The following is a 14,321-nucleotide window of genomic DNA, read 5'->3' as shown; positions in this document are numbered from 1 at the left end:
TCCGGGCGCTTTCCTACCGATCCTGGAGCCTACCGGGTGACGCCGTGGCCACGGGGTTTCGAATTCTCCGGGAAGATCGGCAAAACTATGTTCGAGACATCGTGCCGTCGACACCGTCGCGTGCCGCGGCGATGTCTCTCGTCCGGTCACCGGCCGGACGGGCCCGATGAGCTATTTTGCACCGCCGAACAACAGCGTGAACACGCCACTGGTGGTGGGGAGGACTCGGTGGTGAGGTCGACGGGATCCGCTTCGACAGGCCGCTCGGCGCTGCGCGCCGCGGCGATGGTGGTGTTGCTCACGCTGACCTCGTGCGCCTTGTTCCCCGGCGACCGGCCCGTCACCGACGCCCCCGCCGTGGTCGTCGACACGGCGGGAGCCTGGCGGCCGAACCTCGCGGTGTCCGTGCCCGACTCGCTGGCCGCCGACTTCACCCAGTTGCAGCCGCAGCTGGCCGGGCAGGTCGGCATGGCGATCATGCCCGTCGGTGGCGGCCGGATGACCGTCTTCGGCGACTGGGTCAGCGGCATCGCGTGGTCGACCATCAAGGTTCCCCTCGCGATCGCAGCGCTGCGGCACAACCCCCAGGAGGGAATCCTCCCCGAGGTGGAGGCCGCCATCACCTGGTCGGACAACGGTGCCGCCGAGACACTCTGGCAGTCGCTGGGCGACGGGCTGGAAGCGGCCAAGGCGGTCCAGGACGTGATCGATGAAGCCGGCGACGCCACGACCGGTGTGGCGGGCCCGCGAACCACGCTGGACTACACCTCCTTCGGCGGCACCGAATGGACGCTGGCCAATCAGGCCCGCTTCGCCTCCCGCCTGCCATGCCTGCCCGAGTCGTTCCAGGTCACCGAGCTGATGACGGAGATAACGCCCGAGCAGGCCTGGGGTCTGGGCGTGCTGGAGGGCACGGCCTTCAAGGGCGGCTGGGGGCCCGACGACGCGACCGGCGTCTACACCGTCCGCCAATTCGGCCTGGTGCCGGTCCGGTCCGGCTTGATCGCCGTGGCGCTCGCGGCCCAGGCCGATTCCGGAAGCTTCGACGACGCCACCACCATCCTGAGCCGGATGGCGCGGATGCTCGGCCGCCACCTCCACGAGCTGCGCGGCGGGTCCTGCGCACCGCTGTGAAACCGGATCAGCCCGGGGTGACCAGGCCGGTCTCGTAGGCCAGCACCACCGCCTGGGCCCGGTCACGCAGATTCAGCTTCGAGAACACCTTGGAGACATGGGTTTTCACGGTCTGCTCGGCCACGAACAGCACCTCGGCGATCTCGGTGTTGGACATGCCTTTCGCGATCAGTTCGAGTACTTCCCGCTCGCGGGGAGTCAGCGCGGACAGCTGCGGCGCCGGCTTGGCGCGGGCGCTGCGGCGGCGGGTGACGTCGGCGATGAGCCTGCGGGTGACCGTCGGCGCGAGCAGGGCCTGGCCGTCGGCGACCACGCGCACCGCGCGCACCAGTTCCTCGGCAGGCGCGTCCTTGAGCAGGAATCCGCTGGCGCCGAGGCTCAGCGCCTCGTAGACGTAGTCGTCGACGTCGAAGGTGGTGAGCATCAGCACGCGCACCGGCGGATCGAACCCGGCGGCCAGGATGGCGCGGGCCGCGTCCAGCCCGTTCATCTGCGGCATGCGCACGTCCATCAGCACGACATCCGGGCGCAGCCGCTTGGCCTCGGCCACCGCGATCTTGCCGTCCGCCGCGTCGCCTACCACGCTGATGTCCGGCTGAGCCGCGAGCAGCGCCCCGAACCCCTGCCGGACCATCGCCTGGTCGTCGGCGATCAACACCGTAATTGCCACCCGCTCACCCTAATTGTCCCACCGGGGCCGAAGACGACCCGTCCGCCAGGCGGGCAGCGGCCCGCTCAGCGTTGCGGTTCGCCGTTCGCGGCGGCACCGACAACAGCAGCCGTTTCCGGCGCGCCGATCGGAAAGCGCGCGTGCACCCGGAACCCACCGTCCGCACGCGGCTGCGCTGTCACCTCACCGCCCACGGCGAGCGCTCGCGCCTGCATCCCGGCGACGCCGTGGCCGCCGTTGCCGACCGGCCGGGCGGGCGTGGCTCCCGGCCCGTTCTCGACGTCGAGCAGCAGATCCGCGCCGCGTGCGATGCCCACCTGGACCGGCGCGCCCGGGGCGTGCCGGGAAGCGTTGGACAGCGATTCCTGGACGACGCGATAGAGAGCGAGGCCGGTGATCTCCGGGATCGTCTCCAGCGCACCGTCGACGGTCCACTCGATGTGCACGCCCGCGCGTCGCGCGCCCTCGAACAGGCCGATCACGTCGGACGCCTTCGGCTGGGGCGCGTGCTCGGGCAGCTGACCGTCGCTGCGCAGTACGCCCAGCATGCCCCGGATCTCGTTGAGCGCTTCTCGTGCCGTGGCGCCGATGGACTCGAACTCGGCACGCGCGGCGGAACCGACGCCCTCCACCCGGTAGGGCGCGGTCTGCGCCTGCACCACCACCAGGGACATGTGGTGGGCCACGACGTCGTGCAGGTCGCGGGCGATGCGGGCCTTCTCCTCCAGGATGGCGCGGCGGGCCCGCTCCAGCTCGTTCTGTTCCTCTTGACGCTCCAGTTGCCGCCGCGACAGCGCCAGCCCGCGGATGAGCAGGCCGAACAGCACCAGCGCGGCCAGCGCGATCGGCCAGCCCCAGGCTGCGTTCGCGAACGCGTCCCCTTCGCCGGGCATGGTCGTCGCGAACAGCAGGGCCGTCGCCGCCCAGGCCACCGCAACGATCTGCCCCGGCGCGCGCAACGCCACCGCGAACAGCGTCACCAGCAGGCACAGCACGTGGACCACCTGGAACGGCAGCTCGTTGTTCGGCTGATGCGGAATGGCCAGCGCGATCACCAGCGCGGAGCCCGCCGAGATGGCCCAGCCCAACGCCGGGTTGATCCGGACGAGCAGCACCGGGAACGCGGCGAGCGCCGCGATGAACGGCTGTGCCGCGGTGGGCACCGCGTGGGTCAGATGCAGGGTCGGCCAGGCCACCGTATACCAGATCAGCGCGACCAGCACCGTGCCCAGGTCGAACCAGGTCCGCGCGTCCAGCCGTCGCGTCCAGGCGCGACTTTCTCGGTTCATGCCTACGACACTAGGAACTGCCCGCGCGCCGCGGCCTCATACCCACGGGTGATTCCGGCCCGGTACCCCGGTGCGAGAGCGCGCGGAGGGCTCACCCGGCAGCAGCGGACGCGGAACATCCCCGGGCGTGAGGCAGGTGCGGAAGCGGGGACCCTAACGTCGTCGCCATGAGCACACCGACCAGCGCCGGGCGCGAGACCCGGTCCGCATTGGCCGCAGGAGCCCGAAATCATTCCGCCGCAACCTCTTCCGTCACCACTCACACGAGACGCTACGCGGCGCTCACCGCGACGGCGTTGACCGCCGTGGCGGCGACGGTATTCCTCGCCCCCGCCCCGCGGGCCGCCGCGGCGGCCGCGCCGATCGAGAGCGCGCAGGTGAGCGCCGCCGTGGCCGAACTGGCCGGGGGCGGCCCCGGCGCGCTCACCGCCATCCCCCCGGACTTCGTCGCGTCGTTCGGCTACCGGCCGAGCACGCTGGACGGTCTGCTGGTCAATCCGCGCGGCGACTGCTCGTCTCCGGTGACGCTGCCCGCCGAGTTCGACACCGCGTGCAAGGCCCACGACCTCGGCTACGACCTGCTGCGCTATGCCGACCAGCGCGGCGAACCGCTGGGCCCGTGGGCACGGCAGGCCCTCGACGCGACGTTGGACCGGCAGATGCACCAGGCCTGCGCGGCGCGCGTCGACCCGTTCTCCCGTGCCCGATGCGATGCGATGGCGTCGATCGCGAACACCGCCGTCGACTTGAATTCGCGCCGCCAGGACTACGGCGCGCCGGTAGTCGAATCCCTGCTGGGCGCCGCGGATACCGGGTCGACGACGAGTTGGAAGCTGCTCGGCGTGCTCGGCGCCGGAATCGCCGGTCTGAGCGCGGTTCTCGTCGTGCGCAATCGACGGAGTGTTCCCGAAGCCGTGGCAGATCTGCCGTATGGCACCGGCGCGGCAGTGGTACGGCGATGACTTCGTCCGTCACGGAGCTCCTCGATCGCCCGTGGGTCGCGGCCGCGATCGGCCGTGTCTCGCCGCCGCGGATCGGCACGACGCTCGGCATCGGAACCGGTGTCCTGGCCTCGCTGGCGCCCGGACTGCTTCCGCGCACCCCCGGCGCGCAAGCCGTGCTGACCGGGCTTCTCGCGGCGCTCGCCCTCGGCGTGGCCGGAGTGCTGCGGACCATCCTGCGGCGCTGCGGTTTCGACATCGACCAGCGGCAGGCGTGGGTACGGCTGCCGCTGCTGATCGCCACGTCGGTGCTGGTGGTGGGCGCCGCGGCGAACGCAGGCCATTGGCAGAACCGGCTGCGCGCGGCGATGGGCACGCCGCGGATCGGCGTGGACTACTGGGTGCGGTGCGCGCTCGGCGCCGTCTTGATCATCGGACTGCTCGTCGGCGTCACTCGCACGCTCGGTTGGGCGCTGGGCAAGCTGGGATGGGCGCGCGGAGTTTCCCTGGCGGCCGTCGTGGGGGTGCTGCTGTATCTGGTCGGCGCGCCCGCGGTGGCCGGATGGCGGGAGTCGGTGTACGCGAGTGCGAATGCCGAATTCGATCCCGCTGTGGTGCAGCCGGTTTCGCACAGCGGGTCGGGAAGCGCCGAGTCGGCGGTGAGCTGGGCGTCGCTGGGCGCCGAAGGACGCAAGTTCGTCAGCGGCGCACCGGTGCGGGCCGTGCGGGTCTACGTCGGCGTGGCCTCGGCGCCCGACCTGGACAGCCGGGTGGCGCTGGCGATCCGGGAACTGGAGCGTTCGGGCGGCTTCGCGCGCTCGCACCTGGTCGTCGCGGTGCCCACCGGATCGGGCTGGATCGACGCGAACGCTGTGGCGGGTTTCGACCGGCGCTTCGACGGCGACGTGGCGCTGGTCGGGCTGCAGTACTCCTACCTGCCGAGCTGGGCGACGTTCGTGTTCGGCCGGGACGCGGCGGTGACGGCCGCACGCAGTCTGTTCACCGCCGTGGAACGCCACATCCAAGGGCTGGCGCACAAGCCCCGGCTGTACGTGTACGGGCAGAGCCTGGGCGCTCTCGGCGGCAATGCCGTCTTCGCGGACGACGCCGAGCAGGACAATCGAACCTGCGCGGCCCTCTGGGCCGGTCCTCCGGCCAACCACGTCCACCGCGGCGGTGCGACGGTGCTGGCCAACAGCTCCGACCCGGTGATCCACTGGTCGCCGTCCCAGTTGTGGCGCGCGCCCGACCTGACCGGCGCCCGCGTCGACGCTCCGGTCCCGCGGTGGCTTCCGGTGATCAGCTTCGCGCAGACCACCGCCGATCTGCTCGCCGCGTTGCACGCTCCCCCGGGCCACGGCCACCGTTACGGCACCGATCAGGGCACCGCCCTCGGTTCCTGCTGAGCCGTTCGGCGCGGCACCCGGACGGGACCGTCATAGAACATGTTCTAATTTGCGCATGGCCTTTGTCATCGATCTCGCCGTCGACATCGACGCTCCCGCCGACCTGGTGTGGCAGGTGATCACCGATTTCCCGCGCTACGGCGAGTGGAACCCCTTCGTCCCGGAGTGCCGCAGTTCGCTGGTTCCCGGCGAGCCGATCGACATGCTCGTCCGTGTCTCCGGGTCGCGCCCGCGCAAGCAGCGGGAATGGATCCGTTCGCACACGCCGGGGCGCGAGTTGAGCTACTCGATGAAACCGGTGCCCCCGGGTGCGCTGCACAGTCTGCGCTCGCACACGCTGACGCCGCTCGCGGACGGTCGCACCCGCTACGAGTCGCACTTCGAACTCGGCGGCTGGTTGCATCCGGTAGTCGTGGCACTGCTCGGCAAGAACCTGCGGCGCGGCTTCGAGGGCATGACCGACGGTATCCGGAAGCAGGCCGAGTCGCTGCGCGCTTCCTGAGGGCAGCGGCCGGAATTCACCTGGCTCGCAGAGCGAGTCCCAGAGCCACTCGCTCCTCGCGACCACGCGAGGAGCGAAGCGGCTCTGCGACGAACGTCAGACGATGGCGCCGCGGGCGGCCTCGTAGGCGGCGCCCACCCGGTAGAGGCGGTCGTCGGCGAGGGCGGGCGCCATGATCTGGAGCCCGACCGGCATGCCGTCGTCCTTGCTCAGGCCGGAGGGGACCGACATGGCGGGGTGACCGGCCAGGTTGGTGGGCAGGGTGCACAGGTCCGACAGGTACATGGCCAGCGGATCGTCCACCTTCTCGCCCAGCTTCCACGGCGTGAACGGACTGGTCGGCGAGACGAGCACGTCGACCTGCTGGTAGGCGTTGTCGAAATCGCGGGCGATGAGCGTGCGCACCTTGAGCGCCTGGCCGTAGTAGGCGTCGTAGTAGCCCGCCGACAGCGCGTAGGTGCCGATCATGATGCGCCGCTTGACCTCGGGGCCGAATCCGGCCGCGCGGGTGGCCGCCATGACCTGCTCGGCGCTGTGCTGCCCGTCGTCGGCGACGCGCAGCCCATAGCGCATGGCGTCGAACCGCGCGAGGTTGGACGACACCTCCGACGGCATGACCAGGTAGTAGGACGACAGCGCGTATTCGAAGTGCGGACACGACACTTCGACCACTTCGGCGCCGAGATCCTTCAGTACCGCCACGGCGGCGTCGAAGGAGGCGAGCACGCCCGGCTGATAGCTGTCGGAGTGCAGTTCCTTCACCACACCGACCTTCACGCCGCGCAGATCGCCCTGCGCACCCGCGCGCGCGGCCGCTACCACCGGCGGCACCGGCACGTCGCGCGAGGTGGAGTCGCGCGGGTCGTATCCGGCGATCACCTCGTGCAGCAGCGCGGTGTCCAGCACCGTCCGGCCGCACGGACCGCCCTGGTCCAGCGACGACGCGCAGGCGACCAGCCCGAAGCGGGACACCGTGCCGTAGGTCGGCTTGGTGCCGACGGTCGCGGTGACGGCCGCGGGCTGGCGGATCGACCCGCCCGTGTCCGTGCCGATGGCCAGCGGCGCCTGGTTGGAAGCCAGCGCGGCCGCGGAACCGCCACCCGACCCACCCGGGATGCGGGTGGTGTCCCACGGGTTGCGGGTGGGGCCGTAGGCCGAGTTCTCGGTGGAGGAGCCCATGGCGAACTCGTCCATGTTGGTCTTGCCCAGGATCGGGATGCCCGCCGCGCGCAGCCGCGTGGTGAGCGTCGCGTCGTACGGCGACACCCAGCCTTCGAGGATCTTCGACGCGCAGGTGGTCGGCATGTCCGTGGTGGTGAACACGTCCTTGAGCGCCAAGGGAACTCCGGCCAGCGGCGAGGCGGGCGCCGCTCCCGAGGCGATCGCGGAGTCCACCGCGGCGGCGGCCTCCAGCGCCTGCTCCCCCGCGACGTGCAGGAAGGCGTGGTACTCGCCGTCGACCGCGGCGATCCGGTCCAGGTGCGCCTGGGTGACCTCGACCGAGGACAGCTCGCCGCCGTGGATCTTGCCGGCGAGCTCGGCCGCCGACAGCGTGGTCAGGTCGGGCTCACCCGCGTTCATTCGGCCTCTCCCAGGATCTGCGGCACCATGAACCGCTGCTCGTCGACCGCGGGCGCGCCGGAGAGCGCCTCGCGCGGAGTCAGGCCCGGCACCACCTCGTCGGGACGGGTCACATTCGTCGCCGGATTCGGCGACGCGGTGGGCGGGACGTCGGCGGCGGCGACCTCGGAGATGGTCCGCACGTGGCTCAGGATCGAATCCAGCTGTCCGGCGAACTGATCCAGTTCGGCATCGGACAGCGCGAGCCGGGACAGCCGGGCGAGGTGTGCGACCTCGTCGCGGGAGATGGCGGGCACCGCGGGACCCCTTTCGGCTTCGTTATCAACAGTGCTTGTCAACAGTGCTCAACCCACACAGCCTAGCCATTCGCGACCGGGCCACCGCCCGGCACCCGCGCTTCGTCGGCGCGGCGGCGCGACCGGCGCCCAGCAGGCCCCTGGCAACTCGCCCGGGCGCGCGACACGTCTGCGCGAAATAGCCCGACACGCCGCTTTGGCGTGAATTCGCCGAGTGGCATGCGTCACTGGACGGACTTCGACTCGATAACCGGGCGTAAGGGGTGTAAGTATTGCGTGACCCGGGTATCCGTTCAGAGCCTCGGCCGCTCAAGGAAAGGAACGCACGTGTCGTATCTGCTCCGCGTGCAACTTCCGGATCGACCGGGAAGTCTCGGTGCGCTCGCGCTCGCACTCGGCTCCGTCGGCGCGGACATCCTCTCGCTGGACGTGGTCGAGCGCGGCGCGGGCTACGCCGTCGACGATCTGGTCGTCGAAGTACCTTCCGGCGCACTCCCCGACACCCTCATCACCGCCGCCGAATCGATCGGCGACGTGCACGTGGACTCGATCCGCCCGTATTCCGGCGTGCTCGACACCCACCGCGAACTCGAGCTGATCGATCAGGTGGCGAGCGCTCGCGACGACCGGATGCAGGTGCTGGTGGACGGCGTGCCGCGGGTACTGCGGGTCGGCTGGAGCACGATCATCGACATCGGGCCGCAGGGGGCCTACCGGGTGGTCGGCAGCCCGAGTGCGCCACAGACACAGGCGGGTTCGGCGCCGTGGATGCCGCTGGAGAAGCCCACCGTGCTCGATCCCGAGGCCGGCTGGGTGCCGGAGATCTGGCGCGACATGGACACCAAGCTGGCCGCCGCTCCGCTCGGCAACTCCGGCAAGGTGCTGCTGCTCGGCCGGCCGGGCGGTCCCGACTTCCGGCCCTCCGAGGTGGCCCGGCTCGGTTACCTCGCGGGCATCGTCGCCACCGTCCTCGGCTGATTCCGAACGGGCGCTTCAGGTTCGGGCGCGCCCTCGGTGACACGTCGATCCGACGGTCGTCTGCGGACGCGGCGCGAGTATCGCCGCAAGCGAGCGTCACCGGCGCGGGCCACGCCCGTGCAAGCGCCGCTCGAACGCCCCGCGGGCAGACGCCTTCGCATGTACCACCCCCTCCACGTGTACCGCTGAGCGACCGTCGCGGCAGCGGGCCGGACCGGTGATGCGCGACGAACCGTCAGGCGGACTCACCGGAACAGTCGAGCGGTAGCCGCAGAACGTGCAGCAGGTCCCCCGCGCTGGTACGCCAGTCCCGGCTGGGCACGGGATGGAAGCCGAAGCGGTCGTACATCCGGCGGGCGTCGACCATGGCGGGCATCGTGGTGAGGGCCACCGCGGCGCGGCCCTCCGCGCGGGCCAGGTCGATCACGGTGCGCACCAATGCCGTTCCCGCGCCGAGTCCGCGCGCGGCCTTCGCGACGGCGAGCATGCGGAACTCCAGCTCACCCGGAAGCGCGATCTCCGCGTAGGGAGTACCGGCCGGTGCGACGGTGAGCGAGCCGACGATCCGGCTGGCGTGCGTGGCGACCAGGATCCGGGCCGATGCGGCACGGCGGGCGGTGTCGGCCAGCTCGCCCGCGTACCAGCTGCCCGCCTCCACATACCCCTCGCCGACGTAGACCTGCACCGTCAGCTCCCCGACCGCGTCGTACTCGTCCGGCCGCGCCGCCCGGACGACGACACCCGCCTCCCGCACATCCATACCCGGCATGATGCCATCGACCATGACGTGGGCTACGGCACGTCCGGCCCACCTGCTGGGCTCGGGCCGGTTGCCAGGTTCGCGCCGCATCACCGCCGTGTCGCGTCCGTGCGCTGCTCCCGGGCGGACGGCGGCGTCGTGACGCGCTCGCTGCCCGCGATCGACATACGCCGACGCGGCAGCCTGGCCACGAACGCCACCGCCGAGTGGTTCGAGCACCCGGCCGTCGCCACCGGAGCCGGTCCCGAGGAGGACGCCGCGATCGCTCAGGCGGGCCGGGCGATCTGCCAGCGGTCGGGCTTGCCCGCCGGATAGACGACGGTGAGCAGATCACCGATCTCCGGCCAGGAACTCGTATCCCACACGAAACGGCCGTACACGACCTTGCCGGGGACCGAAGGACCGGTCAGGTTCCCCGTAATGGTCACGAACTGCTCGCCGAGAGCATCGGGACGCGGGCTCACACCGGTGATGTACAGCGTCCCCTCCTCCGGGTTCACCAACCGATTGCCCCGCTGGCCGCGGATCACGAGCACGATCAACGACACCAGCACCGCGATCAGGATTACCAGCGTGGCGAACTCCAGCATGACTTCAATGCTAGGTGCGCGTCACACCGGCGCGAGCTCGCTGGTGCCCTGGGCGGTGCGCCGGACCTGCCAGACCGACGTGCGGGTGCGTTGCGAACGCCCGTTGCCCCGATCGATCAGCAGGCGGTTGTCGGTGGTGAAGATCAGCTGGGCGCCACGGGCATTCGTCTCCGGGTTCTGGAACAGCTGGATCAAGCGGTCGGTCTCCTCGGCGGGCAGGCACGCGCCGATGTCGTCGACCGCGAGCACGCGGCCCGCGTCCAGTGCGTCGAGCATGACGGGCAGTACCCGCAGCAACGACAGCGTCGCGGAGGATTCGTCGCCGATCTCGAACGGGATGTCGATGCCGTCGTGCACCAGGCTCAGTCCCACGCCGCGCCGGGCCACCATCCGCGCGTACAGGGCGTCGCGCGCCGCCTTCAGGTTGGTCAGCTCCCGCTCGAGCAGCGTGCCGGTGAGGCCGTTGTCGCGGAGCAACTGGTCGGCATAGGCGGGCGAGCCGGCGCACAGGTCGATCTGCTTGCCGAGGCCGGCGATGTCGGCGTCCAGTTCGCGCAGGTAGTCGGCGTACATCGGGTCGTGTTCGGCGACGAGCAGGTCGGTGATGCCGAGCTCGGCCGTGCGCAACAGCATCAGCAGCCGCGCCGCGTTCTCCGGCGACCGCGAGATGTGGCTGCCCAGCCGGTGGGCGATGGCGTCGGGTTCGGCCGGACCGCGCTGCACCTCGAGCATGGACTCGAACCATCGGTACGCGGGCACGAGCGCGTCGGAGTACATCTGGCCCGCGAGGCTCAGCAGCAGGGCGTTCGGACGGACCAGCGGTGCCAGCGCGGTGATCCCGTACCGCGACGCCTCGAACATCGGGCCGATCTTGATCTGCTCGCCGCTGCGCTCGAACACGATCCGCTTGCGCGAGCGCGGGTGGGTGTGCAGCCATTCCGCGGTCACGTCGGCGTTGTCCAGCCGGAACCCGTAGGTGTACGGCACGCCCTCGGCGACGAACGCCGCCACGAATTCCGAAGGCCGGTCGGCGAATCCGAGATGCGGCGCGCGCACCGGGCCCGCGTACGGGTCCCACCCGGTCACCGAGTGCAGCACCGCGTCACGCATCTGCCAGAACGCATCGATCAGGTTCGTCTTACCCGCCGCGGCGCCGCCCTGCACGGCGGTCACCGGCACGGCCACCGGCCCGCTTCCCTTGGTGAGCCGCAACTCCTGCTCGTCGGCCAGCGATCTGTGATTGGTCACCTGAAAACTGCGCAGCATGCCGCCATACTTCCGTCTGCGCGACAAGTGGGCGACACCAGCCCGGTGACGTCCGCGATCCGCCCCGATCGCGGTCGCTGGGACAGCGGGTGTGATAGCGGGTTAGCATGCCTGCACGTTGCGGCTCGCCGCGGCGTACTGCCGAAGTTGTTCGATGGGATGAGGGTAACGATGGAACCGACGGTTCGTCGTCTTGTGGTTCGAAGCTCCGTCGTCGCCGCGCTCGCGCTGGGTTCGCTGGTCGTGGCGCCGGAGGCGGTGGCGGACGCGCCGTGTCCGGAGGGCACCGCACGGGTGTTCCTGTCCGACAGCACGAACACCTGCCAAGGTGGCGGCACGGTCAGCTACGACCCGCCCGGCGTGGTGTCGAAGGTGTGCTCGACGCCGACCGCCGACGTGTCCGCCGAGGCGACGTTCAAGAACCGCCGGGGCAAGCTGATCACCCAGAAGCTCGACCTGAGCAGCGGCCGCTGCGGACGATTCGACATCGCGGGCCAGCTGGGCGCCACGGTCACGGTGCGCTGAGCCCGGGATACGGCTGCGCCGTGGCGTCGGCGCTGACGTTCACCACCGCGCCTCAGGGGCGTGGCAGCGGCCGAAACCGTCAGTGGCGCTACGACATTCGTCCGTGCCCAGCACCCGCCATCGGGTAGCCGAATCCGGCTGCCGCGCTGGGTCACTCCTCGGCGTCGGCGTCCTCCGCGGCCGTCTCGGGCGCGACCGCTTCGGGGCCGCCCGCCAGCAGCCGCCGGAACCCCTCCTCATCGAGGATCGGCACACCGAGTTCCTCCGCCTTGGCGGCCTTGGAGCCGGGCGCGTCGCCGATCACCACGAACGCGGTCTTCTTGGATACCGAGCTCGCGGCCTTGCCGCCGCGCACCAGGATCGCCTCCTTGGCGCCATCGCGGGTGAAGCCTTGCAGCGAGCCGGTCACCACGATGGACAGGCCCGCCAGATTGCGCTCGATGGATTCGTCGCGCTCGTCCTCCATCCGCACACCCGCGGCGCGCCACTTCGCCACCACGGCGCGGTGCCACTCGACGGTGAACCACTCCGCCACCGCGGCGGCGATGGTGGGGCCCACGCCGTCGGCCGCGGCCAGTTCCTCGAGCGACGCCTCCTGGATGCGGTCCAGGCTGCCGAATTCGGCGGCCAGCGCCCGCGCCGCGGTGGGGCCGACGTGCCGGATGGACAGGCCGACCAGCACCCGCCACAGCGGCCGGTCCTTGGCGACGGCCAGGTTCTCCAGCAGCCGCTTGCCGTTGGCGGAGAGGCTGCCGTTCTTGTTCGCGTACAGCGAGGTGGTCAGCAGCGACGCCTCGTCCAGATCGAACAGGTCACCCTCGTCGGTGATGGCGTGGGACTTCAGCAGATCGATCGCACCTTCGTAGCCGAGCGCCTCGATGTCGAAGGCGCCACGGCCCGCCACGTGGTAGACGCGCTCGCGCAACTGTGCCGGACAGAACTGCTGGTTGGGGCAGCGGATGTCGGCGTCGCCCTCTTTCTCGGGGCGCAGTTCGGTGCCGCACTCGGGGCAGTGGGTCGGCATCACGAACTCGCGCGCGTCCGCGGGCCGGGCATCCACCACCGGACCGAGCACCTCGGGGATGACATCGCCCGCCTTGCGGATGGTGACCGTGTCGCCGATCAGCACACCCTTGCGCTTGACCTCGGCCGCGTTGTGCAGGGTGGCCATCGCGACCGTGGATCCCGCGACGGACACCGGCTCCATCACCGCGAACGGCGTCACCCGGCCGGTGCGGCCGACGTTCACCTGGATGTTCAGCAGCTTGGTCGTCGCCTCCTCGGGCGGGTACTTGTAGGCGATCGCCCAGCGCGGAGCGCGTGAGGTCGAGCCGAGACGGCGTTGCAGCGCGGTCTCGTCGATCTTGATCACCTGGCCGTCGATCTCGTGCTCGATGTCGTGGCGGTGCTCGCCCCAGTAGGCGACCCGCTCGATCACGGCGTCGATGCCCTGCACCCGCCTGGTGTGCTCGGACACCGGCAGACCCCACGCGGCGAGCGCGCGATACGCCTCGTACTGCGAGGTCGGCGTGTACCCCTCGATGCGGCCGAAGCCGTGGCAGATCATGCGCAGCCTGCGCCGCGCGGTGACCGACGGATCCTTCTGACGCAGCGAACCGGCCGCGGTGTTGCGCGGGTTGGCGTAGGGCGGCTTGCCCTCGGCCGCGATGGCGGCGTTGAGCGTCTCGAAATCCTCCAACCGGAAGTACACCTCGCCGCGGACCTCGAGCACCTCCGGGAAGGGGAACTCGTCGCTTGGGGTCAGCTCGCCGGGGATGTCGTCGATGGTGCGCGCGTTGAGCGTCACGTCCTCACCGGTGCGTCCGTCGCCGCGGGTGGCGCCGCGCACCAGCCGCCCGTCGCGATAGACCAGGTTCAGCGCGACGCCGTCGATCTTCACCTCGCACAGATAGTGCAGGTCCGGGCCGGTCTCCGCCTCCACCCGGGCGGCCCAGGCGCGTAGCTCGTCGACGTCGAACACGTTGTCCAGCGACAGCATCCGCTCGAGGTGGTCGACCGCGGTGAAATCGGTCGCGAAACCGCCGCCGACGAGCTGGGTCGGCGAATCCGGCGTGCGCAGGTCCGGGTGCTCGTCCTCCATGGTCTGCAGCCGCAGCAACAGCGCGTCGAACTCACCGTCGGAGATGGTCGGCGCATCCCGGACGTAGTAGCGGAACTGGTGCTCACGGACCTCGTCCGCGAGTCGCTGCCACTGGACCCGCTGCTCCGCCGTCGCCGGGGCCGCCGCACTGTCGCTGTCACTCACGCATCGCACATTAGCCGAGGCCGCCGACAGCACCTCGTCATGTTCGCGCACGTCGCCGCACCCGGCGGCACGGATTCCGGCCGGTCCGTTTCCCCGAGCCGTGGACGACATCGCCAC

Annotated in this window: 14 protein-coding genes; 6 read left to right on the top strand and 8 right to left on the bottom strand. The window is 70.8% G+C overall.

Features of this window, described 5'->3' with window-relative positions; all coding sequences use genetic code 11:
- The first annotated feature begins 231 nt into the window (after window positions 1-231).
- Window positions 232-1,134, top strand: coding sequence for a serine hydrolase (locus tag LTT66_RS22505; protein WP_233060487.1), 903 nt, complete (start codon window positions 232-234; stop codon window positions 1,132-1,134).
- 7 nt (window positions 1,135-1,141) lie between these two features.
- Here LTT66_RS22505 and LTT66_RS22500 read toward each other — a convergent pair whose 3' ends face one another.
- Entirely contained in the window at window positions 1,142-1,804 is a 663-nt protein-coding gene (locus LTT66_RS22500) for a response regulator (RefSeq protein WP_043695664.1), read from the bottom strand.
- Between the two features lie 65 nt (window positions 1,805-1,869).
- The gene (locus LTT66_RS22495; protein WP_233060486.1) at window positions 1,870-3,093 is read right to left on the bottom strand and encodes a sensor histidine kinase; all 1,224 of its coding nucleotides are present in this window, start codon (window positions 3,091-3,093) and stop codon (window positions 1,870-1,872) included.
- Window positions 3,094-3,260: 167 nt separating this feature from the next.
- Between LTT66_RS22495 and LTT66_RS22490 the strand changes: the two genes are divergently transcribed.
- From LTT66_RS22490 to LTT66_RS22480, 3 genes are read left to right on the top strand one after another with little or no spacing between them, the layout of a single operon-like run.
- Window positions 3,261-4,055, top strand: coding sequence for a hypothetical protein (locus tag LTT66_RS22490; RefSeq protein ID WP_233060485.1), 795 nt, complete (start codon window positions 3,261-3,263; stop codon window positions 4,053-4,055).
- Window positions 4,052-5,440, top strand: coding sequence for an alpha/beta-hydrolase family protein (locus LTT66_RS22485; RefSeq protein WP_233060484.1), 1,389 nt, complete (start codon window positions 4,052-4,054; stop codon window positions 5,438-5,440). The genes LTT66_RS22490 and LTT66_RS22485 overlap by 4 nt, the downstream gene beginning before the upstream one ends.
- A gap of 55 nt (window positions 5,441-5,495) precedes the next feature.
- Complete coding sequence (locus LTT66_RS22480; RefSeq protein WP_233060483.1) at window positions 5,496-5,942, top strand: SRPBCC domain-containing protein; 447 nt, start codon at window positions 5,496-5,498, stop codon at window positions 5,940-5,942.
- Between the two features lie 96 nt (window positions 5,943-6,038).
- On the opposite strand, the gene gatA is transcribed toward LTT66_RS22480, so the two are convergent.
- Window positions 6,039-7,523 (bottom strand): Asp-tRNA(Asn)/Glu-tRNA(Gln) amidotransferase subunit GatA, encoded by a 1,485-nt coding sequence (gene gatA, locus LTT66_RS22475; RefSeq protein WP_233060481.1) that lies wholly within the window; start codon window positions 7,521-7,523, stop codon window positions 6,039-6,041.
- Window positions 7,520-7,819, bottom strand: coding sequence for an Asp-tRNA(Asn)/Glu-tRNA(Gln) amidotransferase subunit GatC (gatC, locus tag LTT66_RS22470; RefSeq protein ID WP_043695677.1), 300 nt, complete (start codon window positions 7,817-7,819; stop codon window positions 7,520-7,522). Before gatC ends, gatA begins: the two co-directional genes overlap by 4 nt.
- A 327-nt stretch (window positions 7,820-8,146) precedes the next feature.
- Here gatC and LTT66_RS22465 point away from each other — a divergent pair, with 327 nt between their 5' ends.
- Window positions 8,147-8,797 (top strand): ACT domain-containing protein, encoded by a 651-nt coding sequence (locus LTT66_RS22465; protein ID WP_181718780.1) that lies wholly within the window; start codon window positions 8,147-8,149, stop codon window positions 8,795-8,797.
- A gap of 235 nt (window positions 8,798-9,032) precedes the next feature.
- Here LTT66_RS22465 and LTT66_RS22460 read toward each other — a convergent pair whose 3' ends face one another.
- The 3 genes from LTT66_RS22460 to LTT66_RS22450 form a co-directional block, all read right to left on the bottom strand.
- Window positions 9,033-9,557: a GNAT family N-acetyltransferase gene (locus LTT66_RS22460; protein WP_408638662.1), complete on the bottom strand. Its 525-nt coding sequence runs from the start codon at window positions 9,555-9,557 to the stop codon at window positions 9,033-9,035.
- 266 nt (window positions 9,558-9,823) lie between these two features.
- Window positions 9,824-10,147: a hypothetical protein gene (locus LTT66_RS22455; protein WP_233060479.1), complete on the bottom strand. Its 324-nt coding sequence runs from the start codon at window positions 10,145-10,147 to the stop codon at window positions 9,824-9,826.
- Window positions 10,148-10,168: 21 nt separating this feature from the next.
- Entirely contained in the window at window positions 10,169-11,413 is a 1,245-nt protein-coding gene (locus tag LTT66_RS22450; protein WP_233060477.1) for an AAA family ATPase, read from the bottom strand.
- Window positions 11,414-11,608: 195 nt separating this feature from the next.
- Between LTT66_RS22450 and LTT66_RS22445 the strand changes: the two genes are divergently transcribed.
- Window positions 11,609-11,938, top strand: a complete 330-nt coding sequence (locus tag LTT66_RS22445; protein WP_233060475.1) for a hypothetical protein — start codon at window positions 11,609-11,611, stop codon at window positions 11,936-11,938.
- A gap of 151 nt (window positions 11,939-12,089) precedes the next feature.
- Here LTT66_RS22445 and ligA read toward each other — a convergent pair whose 3' ends face one another.
- Complete coding sequence (gene ligA, locus LTT66_RS22440) at window positions 12,090-14,204, bottom strand: NAD-dependent DNA ligase LigA (protein WP_233060473.1); 2,115 nt, start codon at window positions 14,202-14,204, stop codon at window positions 12,090-12,092.
- Between the last annotated feature and the right edge of the window lie 117 nt (window positions 14,205-14,321).

The sequence above is a fragment of the Nocardia gipuzkoensis genome (genome assembly GCF_021183645.1).
In the GTDB taxonomy this organism is placed as follows: domain Bacteria; phylum Actinomycetota; class Actinomycetes; order Mycobacteriales; family Mycobacteriaceae; genus Nocardia; species Nocardia abscessus.
The sequence above is the reverse complement of the archived record's forward strand: the minus strand, read 5'-3'. Positions and strand labels throughout refer to the sequence as shown.

Excerpts from the sequence above, each read along its gene's own strand:
- LTT66_RS22495 (WP_233060486.1), bottom strand. The coding sequence starts at position 3,093 with ATGAACCGAGAAAGTCGCGCCTGGACGCGACGGCTGGACGCGCGGACC.
- LTT66_RS22450 (WP_233060477.1), bottom strand. The coding sequence starts at position 11,413 with ATGCTGCGCAGTTTTCAGGTGACCAATCACAGATCGCTGGCCGACGAG.
- LTT66_RS22490 (WP_233060485.1), top strand. The coding sequence starts at position 3,261 with ATGAGCACACCGACCAGCGCCGGGCGCGAGACCCGGTCCGCATTGGCC.
- LTT66_RS22460 (WP_408638662.1), bottom strand. The coding sequence starts at position 9,557 with ATGGATGTGCGGGAGGCGGGTGTCGTCGTCCGGGCGGCGCGGCCGGAC.
- gatA (WP_233060481.1), bottom strand. The coding sequence starts at position 7,523 with ATGAACGCGGGTGAGCCCGACCTGACCACGCTGTCGGCGGCCGAGCTC.
- LTT66_RS22455 (WP_233060479.1), bottom strand. The coding sequence starts at position 10,147 with ATGCTGGAGTTCGCCACGCTGGTAATCCTGATCGCGGTGCTGGTGTCG.
- LTT66_RS22480 (WP_233060483.1), top strand. The coding sequence starts at position 5,496 with ATGGCCTTTGTCATCGATCTCGCCGTCGACATCGACGCTCCCGCCGAC.
- LTT66_RS22485 (WP_233060484.1), top strand. The coding sequence starts at position 4,052 with ATGACTTCGTCCGTCACGGAGCTCCTCGATCGCCCGTGGGTCGCGGCC.